At 50.9% G+C, this 21,737-nt stretch carries 24 protein-coding genes and 2 tRNA genes; 10 read left to right on the top strand and 16 right to left on the bottom strand.

Going from position 1 to position 21,737, the window contains the following annotated elements; genetic code table 11:
• The first annotated feature begins 16 nt into the window (after window positions 1-16).
• Window positions 17-92, top strand: a tRNA-Lys gene (locus tag BM261_RS02365).
• A gap of 167 nt (window positions 93-259) precedes the next feature.
• Here the strand turns inward: BM261_RS02365 and sstT are convergent.
• From sstT to BM261_RS02350, 3 genes are all read right to left on the bottom strand, one after another.
• Window positions 260-1,474, bottom strand: a complete 1,215-nt coding sequence (sstT, locus tag BM261_RS02360) for a serine/threonine transporter SstT (RefSeq protein ID WP_074894771.1) — start codon at window positions 1,472-1,474, stop codon at window positions 260-262.
• A 97-nt stretch (window positions 1,475-1,571) separates the two neighbouring features.
• Window positions 1,572-1,931 (bottom strand): YbaN family protein, encoded by a 360-nt coding sequence (locus tag BM261_RS02355; protein WP_172459054.1) that lies wholly within the window; start codon window positions 1,929-1,931, stop codon window positions 1,572-1,574.
• Complete coding sequence (locus tag BM261_RS02350; RefSeq protein WP_074895198.1) at window positions 1,931-2,512, bottom strand: DUF1415 domain-containing protein; 582 nt, start codon at window positions 2,510-2,512, stop codon at window positions 1,931-1,933. Before BM261_RS02350 ends, BM261_RS02355 begins: the two co-directional genes overlap by 1 nt.
• Before the next feature lie 269 nt (window positions 2,513-2,781).
• On the opposite strand from BM261_RS02350, the gene BM261_RS02345 reads away from it, so the two are divergent.
• The 4 genes from BM261_RS02345 (at window position 2,782) to BM261_RS02330 (ending at window position 7,140) form a co-directional block, all read left to right on the top strand.
• Window positions 2,782-3,663 (top strand): DMT family transporter, encoded by an 882-nt coding sequence (locus tag BM261_RS02345; protein WP_074894766.1) that lies wholly within the window; start codon window positions 2,782-2,784, stop codon window positions 3,661-3,663.
• Between the two features lie 163 nt (window positions 3,664-3,826).
• Entirely contained in the window at window positions 3,827-5,722 is a 1,896-nt protein-coding gene (mnmG, locus tag BM261_RS02340; RefSeq protein ID WP_074894764.1) for a tRNA uridine-5-carboxymethylaminomethyl(34) synthesis enzyme MnmG, read from the top strand.
• Between the two features lie 151 nt (window positions 5,723-5,873).
• On the top strand, window positions 5,874-6,245 hold the full coding sequence (locus BM261_RS02335; RefSeq protein ID WP_074894762.1) for a hypothetical protein: 372 nt from the start codon (window positions 5,874-5,876) through the stop codon (window positions 6,243-6,245).
• A 193-nt stretch (window positions 6,246-6,438) separates the two neighbouring features.
• Window positions 6,439-7,140, top strand: coding sequence for a hypothetical protein (locus tag BM261_RS02330; protein ID WP_256205699.1), 702 nt, complete (start codon window positions 6,439-6,441; stop codon window positions 7,138-7,140).
• A 132-nt stretch (window positions 7,141-7,272) separates the two neighbouring features.
• Here the strand turns inward: BM261_RS02330 and BM261_RS02325 are convergent.
• A tRNA-Thr gene (locus tag BM261_RS02325) sits at window positions 7,273-7,348 on the bottom strand.
• A 178-nt stretch (window positions 7,349-7,526) separates the two neighbouring features.
• Between BM261_RS02325 and BM261_RS02320 the strand changes: the two genes are divergently transcribed.
• Window positions 7,527-8,597 carry an AI-2E family transporter gene (locus BM261_RS02320; protein WP_370446636.1) on the top strand — a complete coding sequence of 357 codons (1,071 nt, stop codon included), beginning with the start codon at window positions 7,527-7,529 and terminating at the stop codon, window positions 8,595-8,597.
• An 86-nt stretch (window positions 8,598-8,683) separates the two neighbouring features.
• Here BM261_RS02320 and BM261_RS02315 read toward each other — a convergent pair whose 3' ends face one another.
• Window positions 8,684-9,211: a hypothetical protein gene (locus BM261_RS02315; RefSeq protein WP_074894756.1), complete on the bottom strand. Its 528-nt coding sequence runs from the start codon at window positions 9,209-9,211 to the stop codon at window positions 8,684-8,686.
• Between the two features lie 91 nt (window positions 9,212-9,302).
• Window positions 9,303-10,487, bottom strand: coding sequence for a 5-demethoxyubiquinol-8 5-hydroxylase UbiM (ubiM, locus tag BM261_RS02310; protein ID WP_074894754.1), 1,185 nt, complete (start codon window positions 10,485-10,487; stop codon window positions 9,303-9,305).
• Between the two features lie 285 nt (window positions 10,488-10,772).
• On the opposite strand from ubiM, the gene nfsA reads away from it, so the two are divergent.
• From nfsA to BM261_RS02290, 4 genes are all read left to right on the top strand, one after another.
• Window positions 10,773-11,516 (top strand): oxygen-insensitive NADPH nitroreductase, encoded by a 744-nt coding sequence (gene nfsA / locus BM261_RS02305; protein WP_074894752.1) that lies wholly within the window; start codon window positions 10,773-10,775, stop codon window positions 11,514-11,516.
• A 102-nt stretch (window positions 11,517-11,618) separates the two neighbouring features.
• Window positions 11,619-11,969 carry a hypothetical protein gene (locus BM261_RS02300; protein ID WP_074894750.1) on the top strand — a complete coding sequence of 117 codons (351 nt, stop codon included), beginning with the start codon at window positions 11,619-11,621 and terminating at the stop codon, window positions 11,967-11,969.
• Window positions 11,970-12,068: 99 nt separating this feature from the next.
• Complete coding sequence (locus BM261_RS02295) at window positions 12,069-12,830, top strand: class I SAM-dependent methyltransferase (RefSeq protein WP_074894748.1); 762 nt, start codon at window positions 12,069-12,071, stop codon at window positions 12,828-12,830.
• An 8-nt stretch (window positions 12,831-12,838) separates the two neighbouring features.
• Window positions 12,839-13,780, top strand: coding sequence for an NUDIX hydrolase (locus tag BM261_RS02290; protein ID WP_240317842.1), 942 nt, complete (start codon window positions 12,839-12,841; stop codon window positions 13,778-13,780).
• Between the two features lie 125 nt (window positions 13,781-13,905).
• On the opposite strand, the gene BM261_RS02285 is transcribed toward BM261_RS02290, so the two are convergent.
• The 10 genes from BM261_RS02285 to BM261_RS02240 all read right to left on the bottom strand — a co-directional run bounded on the left by BM261_RS02285 (window position 13,906) and on the right by BM261_RS02240 (window position 21,671).
• Window positions 13,906-14,301 carry an META domain-containing protein gene (locus BM261_RS02285; RefSeq protein ID WP_074894746.1) on the bottom strand — a complete coding sequence of 132 codons (396 nt, stop codon included), beginning with the start codon at window positions 14,299-14,301 and terminating at the stop codon, window positions 13,906-13,908.
• Between the two features lie 393 nt (window positions 14,302-14,694).
• Complete coding sequence (locus BM261_RS02280) at window positions 14,695-15,120, bottom strand: F0F1 ATP synthase subunit epsilon (RefSeq protein ID WP_049252380.1); 426 nt, start codon at window positions 15,118-15,120, stop codon at window positions 14,695-14,697.
• Between the two features lie 12 nt (window positions 15,121-15,132).
• The gene (gene atpD, locus BM261_RS02275) at window positions 15,133-16,530 is read right to left on the bottom strand and encodes a F0F1 ATP synthase subunit beta (protein ID WP_074894744.1); all 1,398 of its coding nucleotides are present in this window, start codon (window positions 16,528-16,530) and stop codon (window positions 15,133-15,135) included.
• Window positions 16,531-16,565: 35 nt separating this feature from the next.
• Entirely contained in the window at window positions 16,566-17,444 is an 879-nt protein-coding gene (atpG, locus tag BM261_RS02270; RefSeq protein WP_049249256.1) for a F0F1 ATP synthase subunit gamma, read from the bottom strand.
• A 22-nt stretch (window positions 17,445-17,466) separates the two neighbouring features.
• Entirely contained in the window at window positions 17,467-19,014 is a 1,548-nt protein-coding gene (gene atpA, locus BM261_RS02265) for a F0F1 ATP synthase subunit alpha (RefSeq protein ID WP_074894742.1), read from the bottom strand.
• A 10-nt stretch (window positions 19,015-19,024) separates the two neighbouring features.
• The gene (locus BM261_RS02260) at window positions 19,025-19,573 is read right to left on the bottom strand and encodes a F0F1 ATP synthase subunit delta (protein ID WP_074894740.1); all 549 of its coding nucleotides are present in this window, start codon (window positions 19,571-19,573) and stop codon (window positions 19,025-19,027) included.
• 3 nt (window positions 19,574-19,576) lie between these two features.
• Window positions 19,577-20,047, bottom strand: a complete 471-nt coding sequence (locus BM261_RS02255; protein ID WP_003770220.1) for a F0F1 ATP synthase subunit B — start codon at window positions 20,045-20,047, stop codon at window positions 19,577-19,579.
• Between the two features lie 73 nt (window positions 20,048-20,120).
• Window positions 20,121-20,354: a F0F1 ATP synthase subunit C gene (gene atpE / locus BM261_RS02250; protein WP_003770218.1), complete on the bottom strand. Its 234-nt coding sequence runs from the start codon at window positions 20,352-20,354 to the stop codon at window positions 20,121-20,123.
• 101 nt (window positions 20,355-20,455) lie between these two features.
• Complete coding sequence (atpB, locus tag BM261_RS02245) at window positions 20,456-21,328, bottom strand: F0F1 ATP synthase subunit A (protein WP_074894738.1); 873 nt, start codon at window positions 21,326-21,328, stop codon at window positions 20,456-20,458.
• The gene (locus BM261_RS02240; protein ID WP_074894736.1) at window positions 21,312-21,671 is read right to left on the bottom strand and encodes an ATP synthase subunit I; all 360 of its coding nucleotides are present in this window, start codon (window positions 21,669-21,671) and stop codon (window positions 21,312-21,314) included. The genes atpB and BM261_RS02240 overlap by 17 nt, the downstream gene beginning before the upstream one ends.
• Window positions 21,672-21,737 lie beyond the last annotated feature (66 nt).

The raw sequence follows: 21,737 nt of genomic DNA, 5'->3' as shown, positions 1-21,737 counted from the left end.
CGCGCTTCCTTTCTTAGGGTCGTTAGCTCAGTCGGTAGAGCAGCGGACTTTTAATCCGTTGGTCGAGCGTTCGAATCGCTCACGACCCACCAAACTACACTTTTTAAAAGAAAATCAGTCTACCCGCTGATTTTCTTTTTTTTTTGCCCAATTTTCCGCTTCAAAATCCAAGCGGGAAGCTGGCGGTGGGAAATAGTGAAAGGCCGTCTGAAAAACCGTTTTAAGGTTTTCAGACGGCCTCTTTTCGTTACAAGCCGGATTATTGTTTGCGGCTGCCGTAGTCGGCGGCGGCGGTAAACAACACATCTGTGGAAGAGTTCAACGCGGTTTCGCACGAATCCTGCACCACGCCGATAACGAAGCCGACGGCTACTACCTGCATGGCAATATCGTTGTCGATGTTGAACAAGCTGCACGCCAGCGGAATCAGCAGCAACGAACCGCCGGCCACGCCGGACGCGCCACACGCGCTGATGGTCGCCACAAGGCTCAGCAACAAAGCGGTGAGGAAATCGACTTGGATGCCTTGGGTATGGGCGGCGGCTAAAGCCAGCACGGTAATGGTGATGGCGGCTCCGGCCATATTGATGGTCGCGCCCAACGGGATGGAGATGGAATAGGTGTCTTCATGCAGGCCGAGTTTTTTCGCCAAAGCCATGTTGACGGGAATATTGGCGGCAGACGAGCGGGTGAAAAACGCGTTTACGCCGCTTTCACGCAAACAGGTCAGTACCAGCGGATACGGATTTTTCTTAATTTTCCACCAAACAATCAGCGGGTTGAACACGAATGCAACAAACAGCATACAGCCCACCAGCACCACGAGGAGGCGGAAATAGTCTTTTAACGCCTCAAAACCGGTGGCCGCCAATGTGGCCGAAATCAGGCCGAAAATACCCAGCGGTGCAAAGCGGATAACCCAGCCGACAATGTCGGATACCGCGTCCGCCATATCGGCCACCATCGAACGCGTGGTGGCGGAAGCATGGCGCAGGGCGAAACCCAGCATCAGAGCCCAAGCGAGGATGCCGATATAGTTACCGCCAGAAAGGGCTTTAATCGGATTGTCCACCAAATTCAGCAGTACGGTTTTCAATACTTCGCCAATACCGGAAGGGGCGGCGGACTCGACGTTGCCGCCGATTAATTTCAGCTCGGTCGGAAAAGCCAGGCCGGCGGCCACGGCCACCAGTGCCGCACCCAACGTACCGAGCAGATAAAGCAGCAGAATCGGTTTGATGTGGGTTTCGTTGCCCTTTTGATGCTTGGTGATGGCTGCCGTTACCAGTACAAACACCAGGAACGGCGCCACGGCTTTCAGCGCACCGACGAACATGTCGCCGAAAATACCCGCTGTTTTGGCGGCGGACGGGGATACGATGTATAGCAGTACGCCCAAAACCAGACCGATGGCGATTTGCTGCACGGTACTGGTGCGTTTGAGTGCCCGCAGGAAGGGATTGTTCGTTGTCATTGTGATATCTTAACCTGATTTGAGAGAGGCTTACATTCTATAAGAAACGGAATGGATTGGATAGCCACCGAGGCCGTCTGAAAACAGTAAAGACGGTTCAGGCATCCGGCAGACGCGACATCCAAACCGCGCTGGCCAGGCAGATGGCGGCCGTACCCGCGGTTATCCACCATTGGTCGGGGAAGCGGTAGAGCATCATCAGGCAGGACGCGGTCATCATGGTGTAGGCAAGGTATTTGGCGCGGCGCGGTACGGCGCGTTTTTCTTCCCAGTTTTGCACCATCGGGCCGAAATAAGGATGGCGGTGCAGCCAGCTGTGAAAACGCGGCGAGGCTCGCGCCCAGCATGCGGCGGCCAGCAGGACGAACGGCGTGGTCGGCAGGACGGGAAGCACGATGCCGATAACACCCAACAGCAGCGACACTGCGCCTGCCGTCCAAAAAAGCCAGCGCAAAATCATTTATTATCCTCCGCTTGATGAAACGGGCAGCCCTGCGGGATTTCCAATGCGTCCCAACCGCTTTTGCCCATTTTTTCCAGCAGCGCGATGTTGCGGCCGAAAATGGCTTCGGCATCGGGGAAGGCTTCGGCGGCTTTGGCGATGCTGTCTTCACGAATCAGGTGCAGGGTCGGATAGGGGCTGCGGTTGGTGTAGTTGCCGATGTCGTCGGCCTCCGTGCCCTCGAAGCGGAAATCGGGATGAAAGGGCGCGATTTGGATGATGCCTTCCAAGCCGTTGTCGATGACAGCCTGATCGGCAAAATCGAGCATGTCGTTAAACTGCATGAAGTCGGTAAACAATGACGGATGCACCAGCAACGTGGTTTCCAATTCGTCCGGCGGCGAGTCGGCCAACAATGCCAGTTCGCGGTCGAGGTCTTCGAGGAAACCGTCGGTGTGTTTGGCGGTGCTGACGGCAATCCGCACGCGGTTTTTCACATGCGGCGCCTTGGCAAACGGACACAGGTTCAAGCCGATAACGGCTTTTTCGAGCCAGATGCGGGTATGTTCGGCGGCTGTGGCGGCAATATCGTTCATGTTTTCGGGCTTCAGTTGAAAATGACTCGCAATCATACGGTTTTTCGCAGCCGAAATAAAGCTTCAGGCCGTCTGAAAAACGCTGCGGCGGCCTTTTCAGACGGCCTCTGTGGCAATCCCCCCACTTTGACTATACAATCCGTGCCGTGCTTTTTCAGACGGCCTTATCTATATTATTTCGCTGAAAAAGCAGATAAAAAATCCGTTTTGCCCGAAATTCGGCATTTCGCGGCGGACGGGCGTGCAAATAAAATAAAGGAAGGGAAACCGTGTTCTACCAGATTCTCGCCCTGCTGATTTGGAGCAGTTCGTTTATCGCCGCCAAATTCGCCTACACCATGCTCGATGCGGCATTGATGGTGCAGGCGCGCCTGCTGATTTCCGTGCTTATCGTACTGCCCGTCTGCCGCCGCTATCTCGACAAAATCCCGAAAGACAAATGGAAGCCGCTGCTGTGGCTGTCTTTCCTCAATTATGTCGCGGTATTGATGCTGCAATTCATCGGCCTGAAATACACTTCCGCCGCCAGCGCGGAAACCGTAATCGGGCTGGACCCGCTGCTGATGGTGTTTATCGGCCATTTCTTCTTCCGCGACAAGGCGGAGTGGTATCACTGGCTGTGCGGCCTGACTGCCTTTGCCGGCGTCGTCATCATGATTGCGGGCGGGCATAGCGGCGGCAACATCAACTTCTGGGGCTGCCTGATGATTGTGACGGGCAGCGCGGTGTTTTGCAGCATCACCCGCCCGACGCAGAATCTGATTGCCGACATCGGCGCACCGGCCTACACCTCGCTCTCGCTGGCCGTATCCGCCGTGATGTGCCTGCCGTTTTCGCTGCTGCTGGCCGAAAGCTATCAAATCAACTGGAGCTGGTCGGGCGGCATCGCCCTGCTCTACCTCGGCATCTGTTGCAGCTGGTTCGGCTATTGGCTGTGGAACAAAGGCATGAGCCGCGTTCCCGCCAACCTCTCCGGCCTGCTGCTCACGCTGGAGCCGGTGTTCGGCATCCTGATGGCCGTCATCGTGCTCGACGAATACATTTCCACCGTATCGGGCTTGGGCATGATGATTGTCGTCGCCTCGGCATTTGCGGCAGTGGTTCTGCCCAAAGTGCTGCCGAAACGGCCGGAAAACGGCGAGGCTGCCTGAAACGGCAGGCGGAAGCTTCCAGTTATCGCAACCGCGTTTTCAGACGGCCTTTCTCGCCCGAGGCGAAACGGCGTACAATCGCGCGTTTGATTTTCCATTTATTTTTCAGACGGCCTCTACACCTTCGGAGGCCGTCTGAAACACTTGAAACAGGCATACATACATGACCCACATGATTTACCCCAAAACCTACGACGTTATCGTCGTCGGTGGCGGCCACGCAGGCACGGAAGCCGCGCTTGCCGCCGCACGCATGGGCGCGCAGACGCTTTTGCTCACACACAATATCGAAACGCTCGGACAAATGTCGTGCAACCCCTCCATCGGCGGCATCGGCAAAGGCCATTTAGTGCGTGAACTCGACGCGCTCGGCGGCGCGATGGCGTTGGCAACCGACAAATCCGGCATCCAGTTCCGCCGCCTGAACGCCAGCAAAGGCGCGGCGGTTCGTGCCACGCGCGCGCAGGCGGACCGCATCCTGTATAAAGCCGCCATCCGCGAAATGCTGGAAAACCAAGAAAACCTCGACCTCTTCCAGCAGTCGGTTGACGACGTAACGCTCGACGGCGACCGTATTTCAGGCGTAATCACCGCGATGGGCGTGGAATTTAAAGCCCGCGCCGTCGTGCTGACCGCAGGCACGTTTTTGTCCGGCAAAATCCACATCGGTTTGGAAAACTACGAAGGCGGCCGCGCCGGCGACCCCGCCGCCAAATCGCTGGGCGGACGTTTGCGCGAGTTGAACCTGCCGCAAGGCCGTCTGAAAACCGGCACGCCGCCGCGCATCGACGGCCGCACGATTGATTTCTCCCGGCTCACCGAACAGCCCGGCGACACGCCCGTGCCCGTTTTCTCCGTGCGCGGCAACGCCGAAATGCACCCGCGCCAAGTGTCCTGCTGGATTACGCATACCAATTTGAAAACACACGAAATTATCCGCAGCGGCTTCGACCGCAGCCCCATGTTCACCGGTAAAATCGAAGGCGTCGGCCCGCGTTATTGTCCGTCTATCGAAGACAAAATCAACCGCTTCGCCGACAAAGACAGCCATCAGATTTTCCTCGAACCCGAAGGCTTGACCACCAACGAATACTACCCCAACGGCATCTCCACCAGCCTGCCGTTCGACATCCAAATCGCGCTCGTTCGCAGCATGAAAGGCCTGGAAAACGCCCATATCCTGCGCCCCGGCTACGCCATCGAATACGACTACTTCGATCCGCGCAACCTCAAAGCCAGCCTTGAAACCAAAACCATCCAAGGCCTCTTCTTCGCGGGACAAATCAACGGCACGACCGGCTACGAAGAAGCCGCCGCACAAGGCCTGCTCGCAGGCGCAAACGCCGTGCAATACGTCCGCGGACAAGACCCGCTCCTGCTGCGCCGCGAACAAGCCTACCTCGGCGTATTGGTGGACGACCTCATCACCAAAGGCGTGAACGAACCCTACCGCATGTTCACCAGCCGCGCCGAATACCGTCTGCAACTCAGGGAGGACAACGCCGACATGCGCCTGACTGAAGACGGCCACAAAATCGGCTTGGTGGGTGAAGCGCAATGGCGTATGTTCAACGAAAAACGCGAAGCCATCGAGCGCGAAATCCAACGTTTGAAAACAACGTGGTACACGCCGCAAAAACTCGCCGAAGACGAACAAATCCGCGTGTTCGGACAAAAACTCAGCCGTGAAGCCAACCTGCACGACCTCCTGCGCCGCCCGAACCTCGACTACGCCGCACTGATGACGCTCGAAGGCGCAGAACCCGAGTACAGGCTGCCTGAAAACGTGATTGAGCAAGTGGAAATCCAAGTCAAATACCAAGGCTATATCGACCGCCAAAACGAAGAAATCGACAGCCGCCGCGATTTGGAAATGTTGAGGCTACCTGAAAATATAGATTACAGCAAAGTCAAAGGATTATCCGCCGAAGTGCAGCAAAAACTCAACCAGCACAAACCCGAAACCGTCGGACAAGCCAGCCGAATTTCCGGCGTAACCCCTGCGGCGGTGGCGTTGCTGATGGTGCATTTGAAGCGCGGGTTTAAGGGGGCGAAATAGGGAACAGATGCTTTAGCCGTAGGCCGGATACTTGAATCCGACACAATCGTTATATCCAAATGTTGAATTCAAGAATCCGACTTGCAACTACCGCTATGCGGGCTACGCCTGCTGTTTGTCCTCTTATGAAATAATTTAATGGATCTTAAGCATGAATTTAATTTTTACAAAAGATTTCTTTCAAAGCGGTAGCAATCGGTTTGGAGTACTTTTTCATGAGAGTAGTGGGTATGAAAACTTTGGCTGGTTAGCAGATTTCTTAATGGATGATGGTGGAGTGGGGGTTAAGCATTTGTTAGAAATGTCTGAAACCCTATTGAAGGAAATATTGGAAGAAGTACCTAATGGCAGCGAAGTTGAGCAGTATCGAGAGCACTTTGGTGTCATTGTCGGCAAAGAGATGACAAAAATAGACAGCCTATTAACTGATGAAATCGTAGTGGTAATGCCAACCGAAATTGTTATAAAGAAATTGAAAGAGTGTATTGAATTTATTAAGAATAATTACGCTGATGAATTGTGAGCAAGCGTAGCCTGCATGGGTAGGGTGGATACAAAACACACGCACGTGGTTTTAACCTCGTTGAAACTCACGCTTTCAGGCAGCAACTGTGGGACGGATTCCCGAATCCGACCCGCCCGCCCAAAGGCTACCTGAAAACAACGGTAGCCATATTTCAGGTAGCCTCTTTCCGAACTTAATTCAGGAACAAATCATGCAATACCGATATATTGTTTTACTAGCTTCTTTGCTGGCTGCTGCGCCCTTTACCGTCCAAGCCACACCGCATCATCGGCCTCGCGCCAACCGCCCCGCCCATGCCAGCCCTCAACCTGGTTTGGGATACAGTTTTGAGGAGTTCTACCGTCGAATGGAATTATTCTCCCAACGACTAGAGGAATTCGATAAAGCCCACCCCGGCGACCAATATATCGCCGAACGCTGCCGTTTCGGCATTCGCGCCAATTTGCAGGCTGCCGGAGCAGACACCGACGACCCAGTCTATGCCGAGCTTCTCAACACCGCCGACCAAGCCTGTATCAACTATATTATTAAATCCCGTTTGGCCGGGCTGTTCAAACATATCCATGAGCATACAAACCTAGATGGCGCCGATGCCGCCAAGCCCGGCCAAATCAAATTATCTTTGCCGGCCACAGAACACTTCCCATTCCTGAAATCCGCCACCCAACAAGGCAACACGGTGGAATTTACATTTAACGACATTATTCCGCAGCTCTCCGGCCGCAAACTGGTTGCCACCTTTGGCATAGAAAAGGGTTACAGCGACAACCAGCTTGCTTTTTCCGGCAGCGATCAAACCACCGTGCCGCACGAACTGTTGCTTTACAATATACTTCCTCCATCTGCCCGCCATACTGATGCCGAGACCGATGGCGATAACACTACCGACTAACCCCGTTCCGAGAAAGGCTACCTGAAATCCAATCCCCGCTTTTCAGCAGCCGTAGGTCGGATACTTGTATCCGACACGCTGCACAAAGGCCGTCTGAAAACCATTTTTCAGACGGCCTTTTATCGGTAGAAATGGTGCCGGAGAAGGGAATCGAACCCCCGACCTTCGCGTTACGAATGCGCTGCTCTACCGACTGAGCTACACCGGCACGACGGTCGTTATCATATACACAATCAGACCGCATGACAACAGCTGTTTCCGCCGTCCGCATGTGAGGCTGTCTGAAAACGGTGTCGGCAACCCTGCTTTCAGACGGCCTGTACGCGGTATAATGCCTGCCCGCCCGCATGGCCGGGCCTGACTGTATTCCCAACGAAAAGATTGATATGACGACCCGCATTCCCGCCGATACGCCGAAACTCCGCACGGTGTCCTATTTTCTCACTGCCGCCGCACTGTTGGCCGTGCTGCATTTTCATTTCCTGCCGCTGCTGCTGTCGGTTATCCTGACCTATATTTTCATTACCCGCACCAACGGCCTGATTTTGTGGTTCCGCCGCCGGCTGTTTCGGCGCAATGCCTTCCTGCGCCGCTCGCTGAACGCGCACAATGTCAATCTGTTGTCAGCCACGCTAACCATAGGCTTGGTGTTGCTGGCGATTGTGCTGATGGCTTTCGGCGTGTACCACTTGATTCAAGGCGGCCATATCGCGGTGATGATGGGCAAGCTGGCGGCGATTATCGAGGATACGAAAAACAGTGCCGACCTGCCGGCATCGGTGGCCAATATGCTGCCGAACAATCTGGCCGAAATCAAAACGGCGGCGGCCGGGCTGCTGAAGGAATACGGCGATACGCTGACGCGCATCAGTAAAAACAGCCTGACGGTGTTCGTTTACATCATCATCGGTGTGATTGTCGGCGCGCTGCTCAGCTTCCACCGTCTAAACGCCCGTATGAAACGCCGCCGGATGCCGCCCTTCAAGGCGGAGCTGGTGCGGCGCATTGTCAATTTCCAAAGCAGCTTCGAGCGTGTGTTTATCGCGCAGGTGAAGATTTCTTTGATTGATACGGCCGTTACCGCCGTGTACCTTTATCTGATTCTGCCCGCGTTCGAGGTGGAACTGCCCTTCCACCTCACTGTTTTGGTGATTGCGTTTGTGGTGGGGCTGGTGCCGGTGGCGGGCAATCTGGTGTCCAATACGGTGATTATTATTTTGAGCTTGGGTGCGTCGCTGTATGTGGCGGTGGCCTCGCTGGTGTTTTTGGTGGTGGTGCACAAGCTGGAGTATTTTTTGAATGCGAAGATTATCGGTTCGGAAATCGAATCGAGTGCGTGGGAATTACTACTGGTAATGGTGGTGTTCGAGCGGATTTTCGGCATCGGCGGCATCATCATCGCGCCGGTTTATTATGCTTATCTAAAAAACGAGTTGAAGCAGGCCGGATTGATTTGAGGGGATAGGGGAAGGCCGTCTGAAAATATGTTTTCAGACGGCCTTTTCGGTGGATACGGCAGAATTTGTTCGAGGCTGACACAAACCTAATCGGTACACATCCCCTGTCCTTCTATGCAGGGCAGTTCGGCAATCGGCTCGCTGCGCGATTGGCCTTCGAACACGGCCCATCGGCGTTTTCCGTCAGGCATCAACATCAGCGACGTGCTGCCCGACAAATGTTGTTTGACCCATTCGGCCGGGAAGGAAGACATATCGCCGCTACGGTTAGCCGCCAGCATTTCGGGTATTTTTTCTTCGGCATCCAATAAAAACAGCCATGCATCGGGTTCTTTGCGGTGTATGTCACCCGCAACCGCAATCAGGTCATCGCGGGTTGCGGGGGTGTCGATGACGACATAGAGGTAGCGCAAACCGTTGGGCGCGCGGAATTCGGCAGCCGTTTTCCATGAGGCGGCAGCGGTGTTTTCAGACGGCGCGGCAGGGAAAGCAGATGCTTCCGAGGTCGGGGCTGCAGCCGGTTTTTCCGGTTGGGATGGGGTTTCGGTTTGTGTGCCGCCGCAGGCGCATAGGGCGGCGGTCAGGCATAGGGCGGCGAGACGTGTCAGCAACATTTCTTTTTCCTTTCGGATCGTTCGGAATACTGTCCAAATAATATTTAGGCCGTCTGAAAAGATTGTTTCAGACGGCCTCATTCATTTCAAATCAGCCGGTAAGCTGGCGGGTAATTAATTTTTTCACCGGCGGCAGGTTGTTGCTGACGCGCAGGACGAGGTTGCGCAGCAGTTTGGCCGGGGCGGCTTCGTTGGTGAAGAGTTTGACCATCGCGTTGGTGCCGTGATAGAGCGGGCGGGTGTGGAGCTGGTGTTTGGCATCGTAGCGTTCCAAAAGGGAGCTTGCGCCGATGTCTTGGCCGTTTTGCGCCGCCTGCATGACGAGTTTGCCCAAGATGTCGGCACTTTCCAGGCCGAGGTTGAAGCCGTGGGCGGTTACGGGGTGCATGCCGACTGCGGCATCGCCGATAAGGGCGGCGCGGGTGGTGCAGAAGCGGCGGGCATGCACGCCCACCAGCGGGTAGGTATGCAGGGTGCCGGTTTTTTCCATTTTGCCGAGTTTGTTTTTCAGTTGTTTTTCCAAATCGGCGGCCAATTCTTCGGGCGACATGGCAAGCAGCGCGCCCGCTTTGTCGCTGTCTATGGTGATGACGCAGTTGGTCAGGTGCTCTTCCAGCGGCAGCAGGGCGAGGGTGCGGCCGTATTGGAAAAATTCGACGGCGGTGTGGCAGTTGGATATTTCGTGTTTGAAGCGGCAGACGATGACGGTGCGGCCGAAGTCGTGCATGTCGGCAGAAATGCCGATTTGGCGGCGGGTTTGCGAAAAACGGCTGTCTGCGGCCACCAGCAGGCGGGCAGTCAGTTGTTCGCCGTTATCCAATGTAATATACGCGCCGTCGGCATCGGTGCGGGCTTCTTTCACGCCCACGCCTGCCAGCAGGGTAACATTGCCTTGTTCGGCCACTGCGTCGTAAGCGGCTTTGCGGATGTTGTGGTTGGAAATCAGGTTGCCCAAGCGGTCGGTCGCACCGCCGCGCGCCTGTGTAGGCTGCGGGAAATGGAGTTGGTAGGAAGAGGAGCCGTTCCAAACTTTCGCATCGCGGAGCGGGTAAATTTCGTTTTCGGGTACGCGCTGCCACATGCCCAGGCGTTCCATAATCTCTTTTGAGAGGTGGGTCAGGGCGATTTCGCGGCCGTCGTAGGCCGGGTTGGAAATGCTTTCGAGCGGGCTTTTTTCCACTATGGTAATCCGCAGGCCGCTGTCGGCCAGGGTGCGTGCGAAACTCAATCCCGCCGGCCCTGCGCCGACGACGACAATATCCGAATGCCGGTTCATCTTCACTGCTCCTCAATAAAATAGGTAAATTCGTGCGGAAAGTTGCGGCATGCCGTAATAAGCCGCATTTTTCATTCCACTTTTGAAAGACGGGGCAAGGATAACAAAAAAAGCAGCCATCGTGGGCACGGGCGGATAAAATTTTAATGTATATCAAGCCTGCCCGCAGGCAGGTTGAGGCCGTCTGAAAACATATTCCGGCAGCGTTTCAGACGGCCTCTTCGGCGGGGCGGCGGCCTATTCTGTTACAATCCCCTTCCCTAACCATCTGACGAGGAGCAAGCCATGACTTTGAACAGCCGTCCCGCCCTGCAAACCGCACTGGCGCACCGTTCCATCCGCCGCTTTACCGCCGAACCCGTTTCCGACGAAATGCTGTCCGCCGTTTTGGAGGCGGCCCGCGCGTCGTCCACATCCAGCTACCTGCAAAACGGCAGCATCATCCGCGTAACCGACATCGCCGTCCGCAAAGAATTGCGCGCGGTTTGCGCCGCCGAGGGCGGTGCAGGACACGCCTACGTCGAACACTGCGCCGAATTTCTGGTTTTCTGCATCGACGCCGCCCGCCATCACGCGCTGGACGATGCGGTGCAAACCGATTGGACCGAGGTTTTGCTGATCGGCGCAATCGATGCGGGCATTATGGCGCAAAACATGGTGCTGACTGCCGAATCACTGGGCTTGGGCGCAGTGTATATCGGCAGCATCCGCAACGACATCGCCCGCGTCGGCGAACTGCTCGGCCTGCCCGAACATGTCGTCCCGCTATTCGGCGTGTGCCTCGGCCATCCCGACCAAGACCCGCTGCAACGCCCGCGCCTGCCGTTAGAAACTCTGGTATCGGAAAACCGCTACCGTCCGGCGGCAAAAACCGTTTTGGAAGACTACAACGAAACCGTCAAAACCTACTACCGCGAACGCAGCGGCAAAGATTTGGATTGGGCGCAGCAAGTGCGCAATACCCTGTGCCGGCCGGTACGCCCCTTCATGCTGAACTACCTGCGCAAACAAGGCTTTGCCAAACGCTAAAAAGAACTGCGGCCTTAAGGGCCGCCACTGCAAACGGCGGATTCCACAGGTTTTCGGCTTGAAATCCGCCGTTTCGCCATCCGCAATAATCGGTTTCACCTCATGAAAAAAATCTTATTCCTTCTTTTCACCATCGTCGGCGTATCATCATTCCCCGCCCATGCAAAAAGCAATATCCGGAAAAGCCAAGATTGCACGCCGGAAAAAGGTTTCACTATTCAAAAAGACCTTTCCTACCCTTTGTTTTTGGCCATGCAGGCAATGAAGGAAAAAGGACTGGATCTGAATAACTATCTGATAACTTATTCTGAAAATATCACAAAGCCCGATATTATCCGGTTCAATTTTTCATTACGGGGAGAAAATAGGCACTATCGCGGCACACCTGATGGGGACTACAATATTTATATGCATCGCGATACGTTGAAAGTTGAATTCGTACCGATGAGATAATCAGCATCAACCGTTCTACATCTGCATTTCCGCTTTTTCAGACGGCCTATCCCGTACTTTCCCATCACTTCGCCCTATCAGGCTCAAAGGAAGGAAATCATGAATTTTTTCTGTTATGCCGCAGACGGCGCATCTGACGACACTCTGGCTGAAATCAGCGGATACGGCATCTCCATATATGACCATCCTCCTTCAGACGGCCTCTACCTGTATGCGGATAGTGAAGGCATCAGTTTGTGCAAAGCGGGAGAAAAGGGGCTTGTGCGGGTGGATTTTGTCGGCGGCGGCGCGCAATACCGCCGTTTGAAAGGCGGCGGCGAGCTGATTGCAAAGGCGGTAAACCATACGGCCTGCCCGTCAGTTATCGACGCCACAGGCGGTTTGGGGCGCGATGCCTTCGTTTTGGCGGCACAAGGGTTGCCGGTTTCGATTATCGAACGTCATCCGGTTGTCGCCTGCCTGCTTTCAGACGGCCTCAGACGGGCACGTGCGGCTGAAGAAACCTCCGCGATTGCAGAACGGATGACGCTGCATTACGGTGATGCGGTGCAGCTGCTGTCGGATTTGGCAGCAGCAGGCAGGCCCGATGTCGTCTATCTCGACCCTATGTATCCCGAACGGCAAAAATCGGCCGCCGTCAAAAAGGAAATGGCTTATTTCCACCAGTTAATCGGTTCGGCGCAAAACACCGACGATGAGGAGTTGTTGGCCGCCGCCCGAGATGTTGCAACGAAACGCATTGTGGTCAAGCGGCCTCGATTAGGAGCCTTGCTGGCGCAATGCACGCCGGCCTATCAATACAGCGGCAAGTCCACCCGTTTCGACATTTATCTGCCTACACGTCCGAGCTTCGGCGAATAAGGAATGCCATGCACCTGCCCTACTCCTCCATGCCTCCATTGCCTACCACCCTGCAGGACGGCTTGCTTTCTGCCCTGCAAACGGCTTTCCGCTACCATGCCGAAGATTGGCTACCGCTGCGGTTGAACGGATTGGCATTGGGTTTTGTGAATGAGGTTTGGCGAAAACATCTGATTCAGGATTGGCCTAATCCTCTACACGAAGATTCAGACGGCCTGCATCTGGTTGCGGATAATTGGAGGGAAATGGGCCGGCAGTTGGAACAGCTTGCCCGCCGCTGGCATGATGCCGGCCTTTTCGGCGGGTGGCGCAACGAACGTTTTGATGTTTGGTCGGGCGACAGCAGGCAAATCCTCTTTGCCCTCGAACGCTCCGCCTTCCGCCCGCTCGGCCTATATAGCCATGCGGTCCATATCAACGGTTTGGCGGTTACGGAAGAAGGCCTGCGTTTTTGGATTGCCCGCCGCAGCCCGCATAAAGCCGTTGATCCCAACAAATTGGACACGTTGGTAGGCGGCGGTATTTCGGCTGGAGAACAGATATGGGAAGCGGCGAAACGGGAAGGCCACGAAGAGGCCGGGCTGACGGATGCGGTTCTCAACCGCTTGCAATACACCGGACACTGCATCAGCCTGCATCAGGTATCGCGCGGATTGCACCGCGAATGTTTGCATATTTTCGATGTGATACTGCCGAATGAGGTAATACCGCAAAATCAAGACGGAGAAGTGGCGTCGTTTGCCTTAATGTCTGCGGAAGAAGCCGCATTGGCGATGTGTAATGGAGAAATGATGAACGATTCCGTTTTGGTAACAGCCGATTTATTCCATAGGCTGGGTATGTTGGACTGCGGACATCCGCTGGCCGCCTATTTACAAGCCGCCCGTCATTCGACGGATTTGATTGGAAGGCCGTCTGAAAATATGTTTGGACCCAATTCGGCAAAGTAAGATAAAAAGCATTCTGCCGCCGTTTGCTAATTTTACCGTTTTCGATTTTCAGACGGCCTCATGGTCATTCAAAACGACTGCACCGTGAGATTAGGCATTACCGTCATATTCTTTTAAACAAATGCTTAAGACGATTTTACAGCGCGCAATAGGACATTCCCCTGCCCGTCTTTAATCAACAACTTTCCGTCTTGAATCCCAAACCTCTCAGCCTGAACAAACACTTGGCTGATTTTATGCTCTGCCTCGCTATGTTCCGGATCACAAGCCATCCTCGTAGATGACGTATAACCGAAATCCAATTTCCCATTGTCGGCACTATAACGAGTTGTCAGCCGATTGCATCCGGCATAACTGCTGAGCAACTGCTGTTCGCTATCAAATGTCAAACTCGCTTGGGCAGTAAACGGACTGCCACCAATTTCCTCCGGCAGCCATTCACCATTTAGCGCCTCACTGCTTGGCATACTCGCGCAAGCCGACAATAGCAGCCCAACAGCGAAACACAATATTTTTCCCATAATTTTTTTCCTTACTCAGAGAACTTAATATATCCGAACTAACATCAAAGAGAAAAACTTTTGATTTATCTAGTTTAATTTTATTAAGAACAGAACAACTTCACCATTAAACTAAGCCCATCAAAAGCTGCCTCGTTTGTTCTCTTACTCCATTATCTGCAATTAAAATGAATTCCGAGGGTGTTAATTTAATCTTTCCTTCTTCTTACCCCAATAAACTCTTGGCCGGTCTTTGATATTTATTTTTACAGTACTTAAATCTTTGAAACTAATCTAGCCATAACTTCAAAATATGAATAAATTTTATTTTAAATCAATGCATTAAATAATTACAGAATTGAATAAAAGCACGGCAAGCCGTGCTTTTTATCTAATCTAAAATATAAATATAGATTATTGATGTTTTCTTGAGCGAATATAGTCGAGAGTTTTGAGTTCTGCAAGAGCAGCAGCCAACGCACTATGCGCCTTGGCCAAAGCTTCGTCGTCCGCAGCCTTGGCAATACCTGCCTCTGCTGCCTTCTTCGCTTCTTCGGCACGGGCTTGATCCATTTCACTACTACGGATAGCCACGTCAGCCAATACGGTCAATTTATCAGGTTGAACCTCCAAAACGCCGCCTGAAACTGCTACCAAAACCTCTTCTTTTTCACCTGGAATTTGCAGCCGTAATGCACCTGGCCGTACCAAACTCATAATCGGCTCATGTCGCGGATAAATACCGAGCTCACCCTGAACAGTCGGAACCACAACAAAGCTGGCCTCGCCTGAATAGATGTTGTATTCGTTACTTACCACTTCAACTCGCATGACATCCATGCCAGCCTCCTATCAGTTTAAGGTTTTTGCTTTCTCAGCAGCTTCTTCAATGCCACCTACCATGTAGAACGCCTGCTCAGGAAGATGGTCATATTCGCCGCTCAAGATAGCTTTGAAGCCGGCAATAGTATCCCGCAACGGCACATACTTACCAGGAGAACCTGTAAATACTTCGGCAACGTGGAACGGTTGCGACAGGAAGCGTTGGATCTTACGCGCGCGCATCACGGTCAGTTTGTCTTCGTCTGACAATTCGTCCATACCCAGAATGGCAATAATATCGCGCAATTCTTTGTATTTTTGCAGAGTAGATTGTACGCCGCGAGCTACGTCATAGTGCTCTTGACCCAATACCATCGGATCCAGTTGGCGTGAAGTGGAATCAAGCGGGTCAACTGCAGGGTAAATACCCAAAGATGCAATATCACGGCTCAATACGACAGTGGCGTCCAAGTGGGCAAATGTTGTTGCAGGAGATGGGTCAGTCAAGTCATCCGCAGGTACATATACGGCTTGGATGGAAGTAATAGAGCCTGTCTGGGTAGAGGTAATACGCTCTTGCAAACGACCCATTTCTTCAGCCAATGTCGGTTGGTAACCTACTGCTGAAGGCATACGACCCAGCAATGCGGATACTTCCGTACCGGCCAAAGTGTAACGGTAAATGTTGTCCACGAAGAACAATACGTCGCGACCTTTACCGTTTTCGTCTTTTTCGTCACGGAAGTATTCGGCCATAGTCAAACCGGTCAAAGCAACGCGCAGACGGTTGCCTGGAGGTTCGTTCATCTGACCGTAAACCATTGCCACTTTGTCCAATACGTTGGAATCTTTCATCTCGTGATAGAAGTCATTACCTTCACGAGTACGTTCACCCACGCCTGCAAACACAGACAAACCGCTATGTGCCTTGGCAATGTTGTTAATTAACTCCATCATATTTACGGTTTTACCTACACCCGCACCACCAAACAGACCTACTTTACCACCTTTGGCAAACGGACATAACAAGTCGATAACCTTAATGCCAGTTTCTAATAATTCCGTTGTTGAAGAAAGCTCATCAAACTTAGGAGCCTCTTGATGGATCGCACGTGTATTGGATGCATTTACCGGACCTGCCTCATCAACCGGATTACCCAATACATCCATGATACGACCCAAAGTTTCACGGCCAACAGGAACAGTAATCGGAGCTCCGGTATTATTCACAGCCATACCACGCTTTAATCCATCTGAACTACCCATCGCAATGGTACGCACTACACCATCCCCCAAAAGTTGTTGAACTTCTAAGGTTAGGTCATTTTCAACTAATTTTAATGCATCAAAAACATGCGGGATAGCGTCACGTGGGAATTCCACATCCACTACAGCACCGATGATTTGTACGATTTTGCCTTGGCTCATTATCGCATCCTAATTTCTAAATGCAAATCAGCAAGCTATACAGCCGCTGCACCTGCAACAATTTCTGACAATTCTGTAGTAATAGCCGCTTGGCGCGATTTATTGTACACCAAACGCAGCTCCTTAATTGCATTACCTGCATTATCTGTAGCAGCTTTCATGGCTACCATACGTGCGGCCTGCTCTGAAGCCATATTATCGCTTAACGCCTGATAAACCACAGATTCCAAATAACGACGAACTAGGTATTCCAATACAGCAATAGGTGTAGGTTCATAACGGTAATCCCAATTATATCCCCGACCTTCGACTTGAGCTGCCTCCAAAGTATTCCGCCCAATAGGGAGTAATACTTCCATTCGAGGCTCTTGGCGCATAGTATTTACGAAACCAGAATAAACAATATGAATAATATCAATTTCGTTCTGTTCGTACCGCTTAAACAGCTCTGTCAATGAACCGACCAACAATTCTAACCTAGGCGTATCACCTAAATTTACTACGCTGGCAATTACATTTAACCCAATGCGCTGGCAAGTAGCTAAACCTTTACTACCGATACAAACTACATCAGTCTCAATACCACGTTCCTGGTAATCTTGCATTTGTGCTAAAAATTTCTTTAGCACATTCGCATTTAGCCCACCACATAAACCCTTATCTGTAGTAATTAAAATAAAACCAGCGCGACGTATCTCTCGGCGCTCGCTCAATAATTTAATACCGTGGTTTTCTTGTGTTTGTGCCAAATGGCCCATTACCAAACGCACTTTATCAGCATACGGACGCGCTAAACGCATCCGTTCCTGAGTCTTACGCATCTTAGAGGTTGACACCATTTGCATCGCTTTAGTGATCTTCTGTGTATTCTGAACACTACGAATTTTGGTGAGAATCTCTTTCCCTACAGCCATTCTAGACTCCTTTCTTTATCGCTTATGCCGTATGTGCATAAGACGCTTTGAAAGACTTCATCGCTTCTGTTAAGGCTTTTTCATTATCATCAGACATAGCACCTGTTTCATTGATGCTTTCTAAAACTTTTGGATATTGAGTACGCACATAACTCAAGAACTCAGCTTCAAAAGATAATGCGTTAGAAACAGGAACATCTCCGTATGAACCTTCATTAATAGCCCATAGGGTCAAAGCCATCTCAGCTGTATTTAATGTACTGAACTGCTTTTGCTTCATCAATTCAGTAACTACCTCACCATGCTGCAACTGCTTGCGTGTGGCTTCATCTAAATCAGATGCAAATTGTGAGAAGGCTGCTAGCTCTCGATATTGTGCCAAAGCTAAACGGATACCACCGCCTAATTTTTTAATAACTTTAGTCTGGGCAGCGCCACCAACACGGGAGACGGAAATACCTGCATTAATGGCAGGACGGATACCTGAGTTAAACAAATCAGTTTCTAAGAAAATTTGACCGTCAGTAATTGAAATTACATTAGTCGGAACGAACGCTGAAACGTCACCGGCTTGAGTCTCAATAATTGGCAGTGCAGTTAAAGAACCTGTTTTACCTTTTACCTCACCACCAGTCAGCTTTTCAACTTCATCAGCATTGATACGGGCAGCGCGTTCCAACAGGCGGCTGTGCAAATAGAACACATCGCCAGGATACGCTTCGCGACCGGGTGGACGACGCAATAATAAAGAAATTTGACGATAAGCTACAGCTTGTTTAGACAAATCATCATATACAATTAAAGCATCTTCTCCTCTATCTCGGAAAAACTCACCCATAGTACAGCCTGCATAAGGCGCAATAAATTGTAATGCCGCAGCTTCAGAAGCCGTTGCCGCAACTACAATTGTATGCTCCATTGCGCCATACTCCTCTAATTTACGAACTACGTTCGCAATAGAAGATGCTTTTTGACCTACTGCTACATAAATGCAAACAACGCCAGTCCCTTTTTGATTGACGATTGCATCCAATGCAACAGCTGTTTTACCCGTCTGACGGTCACCAATAATCAACTCACGCTGCCCTCGACCAATGGGTACCATTGAGTCAATAGCTTTCACGCCTGTCTGCATAGGTTGGTCAACTGATTGACGAGCAATTACACCTGGCGCAATTTTCTCAATAGGTGCTGTCAGTTTTGTATCAATAGGACCTTTACCATCAATTGGCTGCCCCAGTGCATTTACTACACGACCCACCAATTCGCGGCCAATCGGCACTTCCAAGATGCGGCCAGTACATTTAACCTCATCTCCTTCTTTGATGTGCTCGTATTCACCCAACACAACAGCACCAACCGAATCGCGCTCCAAGTTCATTGCCAGACCAAACGTATTATTCGGAAATTCAAGCATTTCACCTTGCATTACGTCTGACAAGCCATGCACTCGCACAATACCATCAGTAACGGAAATTACCGTACCTCGAGTATGTATCTCTTGCTTTGTGTCTAAGTTTTCGATTTTGGCTTTCAATAATTCGCTGATTTCAGCAGGATTAAGCTGCATGAAAACTCTCCTAATTCGTCATTGCCGTATACAGTTTTTGCAATTTACCCTGTATAGACAGATCCAATACCTGATCATCCACTTCCACCTTAATTCCGGCGATTAAGCTAGGCTCAACATTAAAAACAGCTTCTAACCGGGTATTAAAATGTTGCTCCAAATCTGCTACGATTTTGGCCTTTTGCCCTTCGCTAGCAAATTCAAATGCACTGTAAATGACCGCCTTCTTGGTATTATTACGCGATAAAACTAAATCTTGATATTGAACATAAATTTCAGGTAAAACCAAAAGCCGCTTTTCGTCTGCCACTACATGAACAAAATTACGAAAAGTTTTGTCTCCCGCAACCTGCTCATCAGTAAGCAATTTGAGCAAAAAATCAGCTTTTTCCTTGCTATTAGTTCGGGTATCCTCAATCAGCGCAGCAACACGAGCCTGAGCTACCGACCATGCTAATTCCTTCAACCCACTCAACCAAGATTCAATTTGATGTTTTTCGTTCGCCAGTTCAAATAATGCCTTTGCATAAGGTCTGGCAATAGTTGCGAACTCAGCCATAAGCTACAGCTCCTGCTTCAGGTTAGCAAGCAAATCAGCATGTTTGGCAGCATTAACCTCACTTCGCAAAATGGCTTCAGCACCTTTTACAGCTAAAGCAGCAACTTGCTCACGCAATGCTTCGCGTGCACGGTTAGTTTCCTGCTCTACATCTGATTTTGCTTGAGCCGCGATACGGGCAGCCTCAACAGAAGCCTGATTCTTTGCTTCCTCTACAATTTGCGCCGCACGTTTTTCCGCATTCGCTACCAGTTCGGTAGCCTGATTGCGACCATCGGCCAAGAGTTCTGCAACTTTCTTTTCAGCCTGTTCAAAATCACTCTTCCCGCGTTCAGCCGCAGCCAAACCTTCTGCGATTTTGTCAGCGCGCTCATCAAGCGCCTTAGCAATCGGAGGCCACACATATTTCATTGTGAACCAAACCAAGATAAAAAAGACGATTAACTGCGCAATTAAGGTTGCATTTAAATTCATTACTTAACCTTCGTGTATAGAGTTAATCAAGCAATCTTTCTATTCTGCTCATACAGAATAAGAGTTTCCCTGATTACTTAACAAACGGATTAACGAAGGCGAACAGCAGAGCAATAGCCACACCAATCAAGAATGCCGCATCAATCAGACCTGCAATCAAAAACAGCTTGGTCTGCAGCGGGCCAATCAATTCAGGCTGACGAGCAGAGGATTCCAAATATTTAGAACCAACCATTGCGATACCAATAGAGGCACCCAATGCACCCAATGCCACGATCAAACCGCAAGCAATAGCAATCAAACCCATTTCACACTCCTTAAATAAAACAAAAGTTAAAACTACGACTAAACAACCAAAACTAAAACTTCAAACTTTAGAACATAAAACCTTTAACCATTACATAATGCTTAGTGGGCATCATGTGCCTGACCGATATAAACGAACGCCAATGCCATGAAGATAAAAGCCTGTAAGGTAATAATCAAAATGTGGAATATAGCCCAAGCTGCACCTGCAACGATATGGAACACAAACAAGACGGGATCCATTAAACTGAAATGTCCGCCAGCAGCCCAAGCACCGCCAAGCAAAGCAATTAGCAAAAACACCAGCTCACCTGCATACATATTGCCAAACAACCGCATACCATGAGAAACGGTTTTGGATAGAAATTCCAAAATATTCAGCAAAAAGTTGGCCGGAGCCAAAAACGGACCGAATGGTGCTGTAAACAGCTCATGCACCCATCCTTTGCCACCTTTGATTTTAATGTTGTAATAGATGCAGACACACAAAACACCAATTGCCAAGGCCAACGATGTATTTAAATCAGCGGTTGGAACTACACGCAACAATGCATGATGATCACCAGTAATGCCTTGCCATGTCACAGGAAACAAATCAACCGGCAACAAATCCATGGCATTCATTAGGAAAATCCATACAAAAAGGGTTAAACCCAAAGGAGCAACAGCCTTGCGTGATTCTGCATTATGAATAATGCCTTTGCACATATCATCAACAAATTCATACAACAGCTCGACCGCAGCCTGAAAGCGGCCGGGAACGCCGGAAGTAGCTGTTACAGCCGCCCTGCGCAACAGGAAGCAACCCAAAGCACCTAAAACGACTGCAAAAAATATGGCATCCAAGTTGATATAAGAGAAATCGGCGATATTCTGCAAACCTTGACCTTTCGCCACATCGGACAAACTGGTCAAACTTTGCAGATGGTGCTTGATATAGTCGGCAGCAGTCACGGTTTCACTTGCGCTTGACATGATATTTTGCTTTCCAAAAAATAAAAAAAATCACATGACTGGTGGCTAACAAGCCTAAAAGAAACGGTATAAACCGCAACTCCTGGTGATATAGGGCAAAGAATGCCACCATTAAAACCAGTGCCAGCACTATTCTTAAACCTTCTCCGAAAATAAAAGCATAACCGACATATTGCGGCATACTGCGGAAAATATTTAAGAACAGGACCGTAACAGCAGAAGGTAAAACATAACTCACCCCTCCGGCAGCCGCCGACCATGCGGCAGGCGACCCCGCTATCAACCCGCTCAATGCAACCACCACCAATAACACGGCAAGTTGGAGATAAAGAATTTTTACCATTAGGGCACACAGCAAGAGTCAGGATAGGCCGCACTACTATAATGAATGCCCCGTTTTCCGTCAAGC

Source organism: Neisseria elongata subsp. elongata, assembly GCF_900113545.1.
GTDB classification, from domain to species: Bacteria; Pseudomonadota; Gammaproteobacteria; order Burkholderiales; family Neisseriaceae; genus Neisseria; species Neisseria elongata.
Note: the sequence above shows the minus strand (reverse complement) of the source record. Positions and strands in the feature narration are given on the sequence as shown.

Excerpts from the sequence above, each read along its gene's own strand:
- sstT (WP_074894771.1), bottom strand. The coding sequence starts at position 1,474 with ATGACAACGAACAATCCCTTCCTGCGGGCACTCAAACGCACCAGTACC.
- BM261_RS02350 (WP_074895198.1), bottom strand. The coding sequence starts at position 2,512 with ATGAACGATATTGCCGCCACAGCCGCCGAACATACCCGCATCTGGCTC.
- mnmG (WP_074894764.1), top strand. The coding sequence starts at position 3,827 with ATGACCCACATGATTTACCCCAAAACCTACGACGTTATCGTCGTCGGT.
- BM261_RS02335 (WP_074894762.1), top strand. The coding sequence starts at position 5,874 with ATGAATTTAATTTTTACAAAAGATTTCTTTCAAAGCGGTAGCAATCGG.
- BM261_RS02330 (WP_256205699.1), top strand. The coding sequence starts at position 6,439 with ATGCAATACCGATATATTGTTTTACTAGCTTCTTTGCTGGCTGCTGCG.
- BM261_RS02320 (WP_370446636.1), top strand. The coding sequence starts at position 7,527 with ATGACGACCCGCATTCCCGCCGATACGCCGAAACTCCGCACGGTGTCC.
- BM261_RS02315 (WP_074894756.1), bottom strand. The coding sequence starts at position 9,211 with ATGTTGCTGACACGTCTCGCCGCCCTATGCCTGACCGCCGCCCTATGC.
- ubiM (WP_074894754.1), bottom strand. The coding sequence starts at position 10,487 with ATGAACCGGCATTCGGATATTGTCGTCGTCGGCGCAGGGCCGGCGGGA.
- nfsA (WP_074894752.1), top strand. The coding sequence starts at position 10,773 with ATGACTTTGAACAGCCGTCCCGCCCTGCAAACCGCACTGGCGCACCGT.
- BM261_RS02300 (WP_074894750.1), top strand. The coding sequence starts at position 11,619 with ATGAAAAAAATCTTATTCCTTCTTTTCACCATCGTCGGCGTATCATCA.
- BM261_RS02295 (WP_074894748.1), top strand. The coding sequence starts at position 12,069 with ATGAATTTTTTCTGTTATGCCGCAGACGGCGCATCTGACGACACTCTG.
- BM261_RS02290 (WP_240317842.1), top strand. The coding sequence starts at position 12,839 with ATGCACCTGCCCTACTCCTCCATGCCTCCATTGCCTACCACCCTGCAG.
- BM261_RS02285 (WP_074894746.1), bottom strand. The coding sequence starts at position 14,301 with ATGGGAAAAATATTGTGTTTCGCTGTTGGGCTGCTATTGTCGGCTTGC.
- BM261_RS02280 (WP_049252380.1), bottom strand. The coding sequence starts at position 15,120 with ATGGATGTCATGCGAGTTGAAGTGGTAAGTAACGAATACAACATCTAT.
- atpD (WP_074894744.1), bottom strand. The coding sequence starts at position 16,530 with ATGAGCCAAGGCAAAATCGTACAAATCATCGGTGCTGTAGTGGATGTG.
- atpG (WP_049249256.1), bottom strand. The coding sequence starts at position 17,444 with ATGGCTGTAGGGAAAGAGATTCTCACCAAAATTCGTAGTGTTCAGAAT.
- atpA (WP_074894742.1), bottom strand. The coding sequence starts at position 19,014 with ATGCAGCTTAATCCTGCTGAAATCAGCGAATTATTGAAAGCCAAAATC.
- BM261_RS02260 (WP_074894740.1), bottom strand. The coding sequence starts at position 19,573 with ATGGCTGAGTTCGCAACTATTGCCAGACCTTATGCAAAGGCATTATTT.
- BM261_RS02255 (WP_003770220.1), bottom strand. The coding sequence starts at position 20,047 with ATGAATTTAAATGCAACCTTAATTGCGCAGTTAATCGTCTTTTTTATC.
- atpE (WP_003770218.1), bottom strand. The coding sequence starts at position 20,354 with ATGGGTTTGATTGCTATTGCTTGCGGTTTGATCGTGGCATTGGGTGCA.
- atpB (WP_074894738.1), bottom strand. The coding sequence starts at position 21,328 with ATGTCAAGCGCAAGTGAAACCGTGACTGCTGCCGACTATATCAAGCAC.
- BM261_RS02240 (WP_074894736.1), bottom strand. The coding sequence starts at position 21,671 with ATGGTAAAAATTCTTTATCTCCAACTTGCCGTGTTATTGGTGGTGGTT.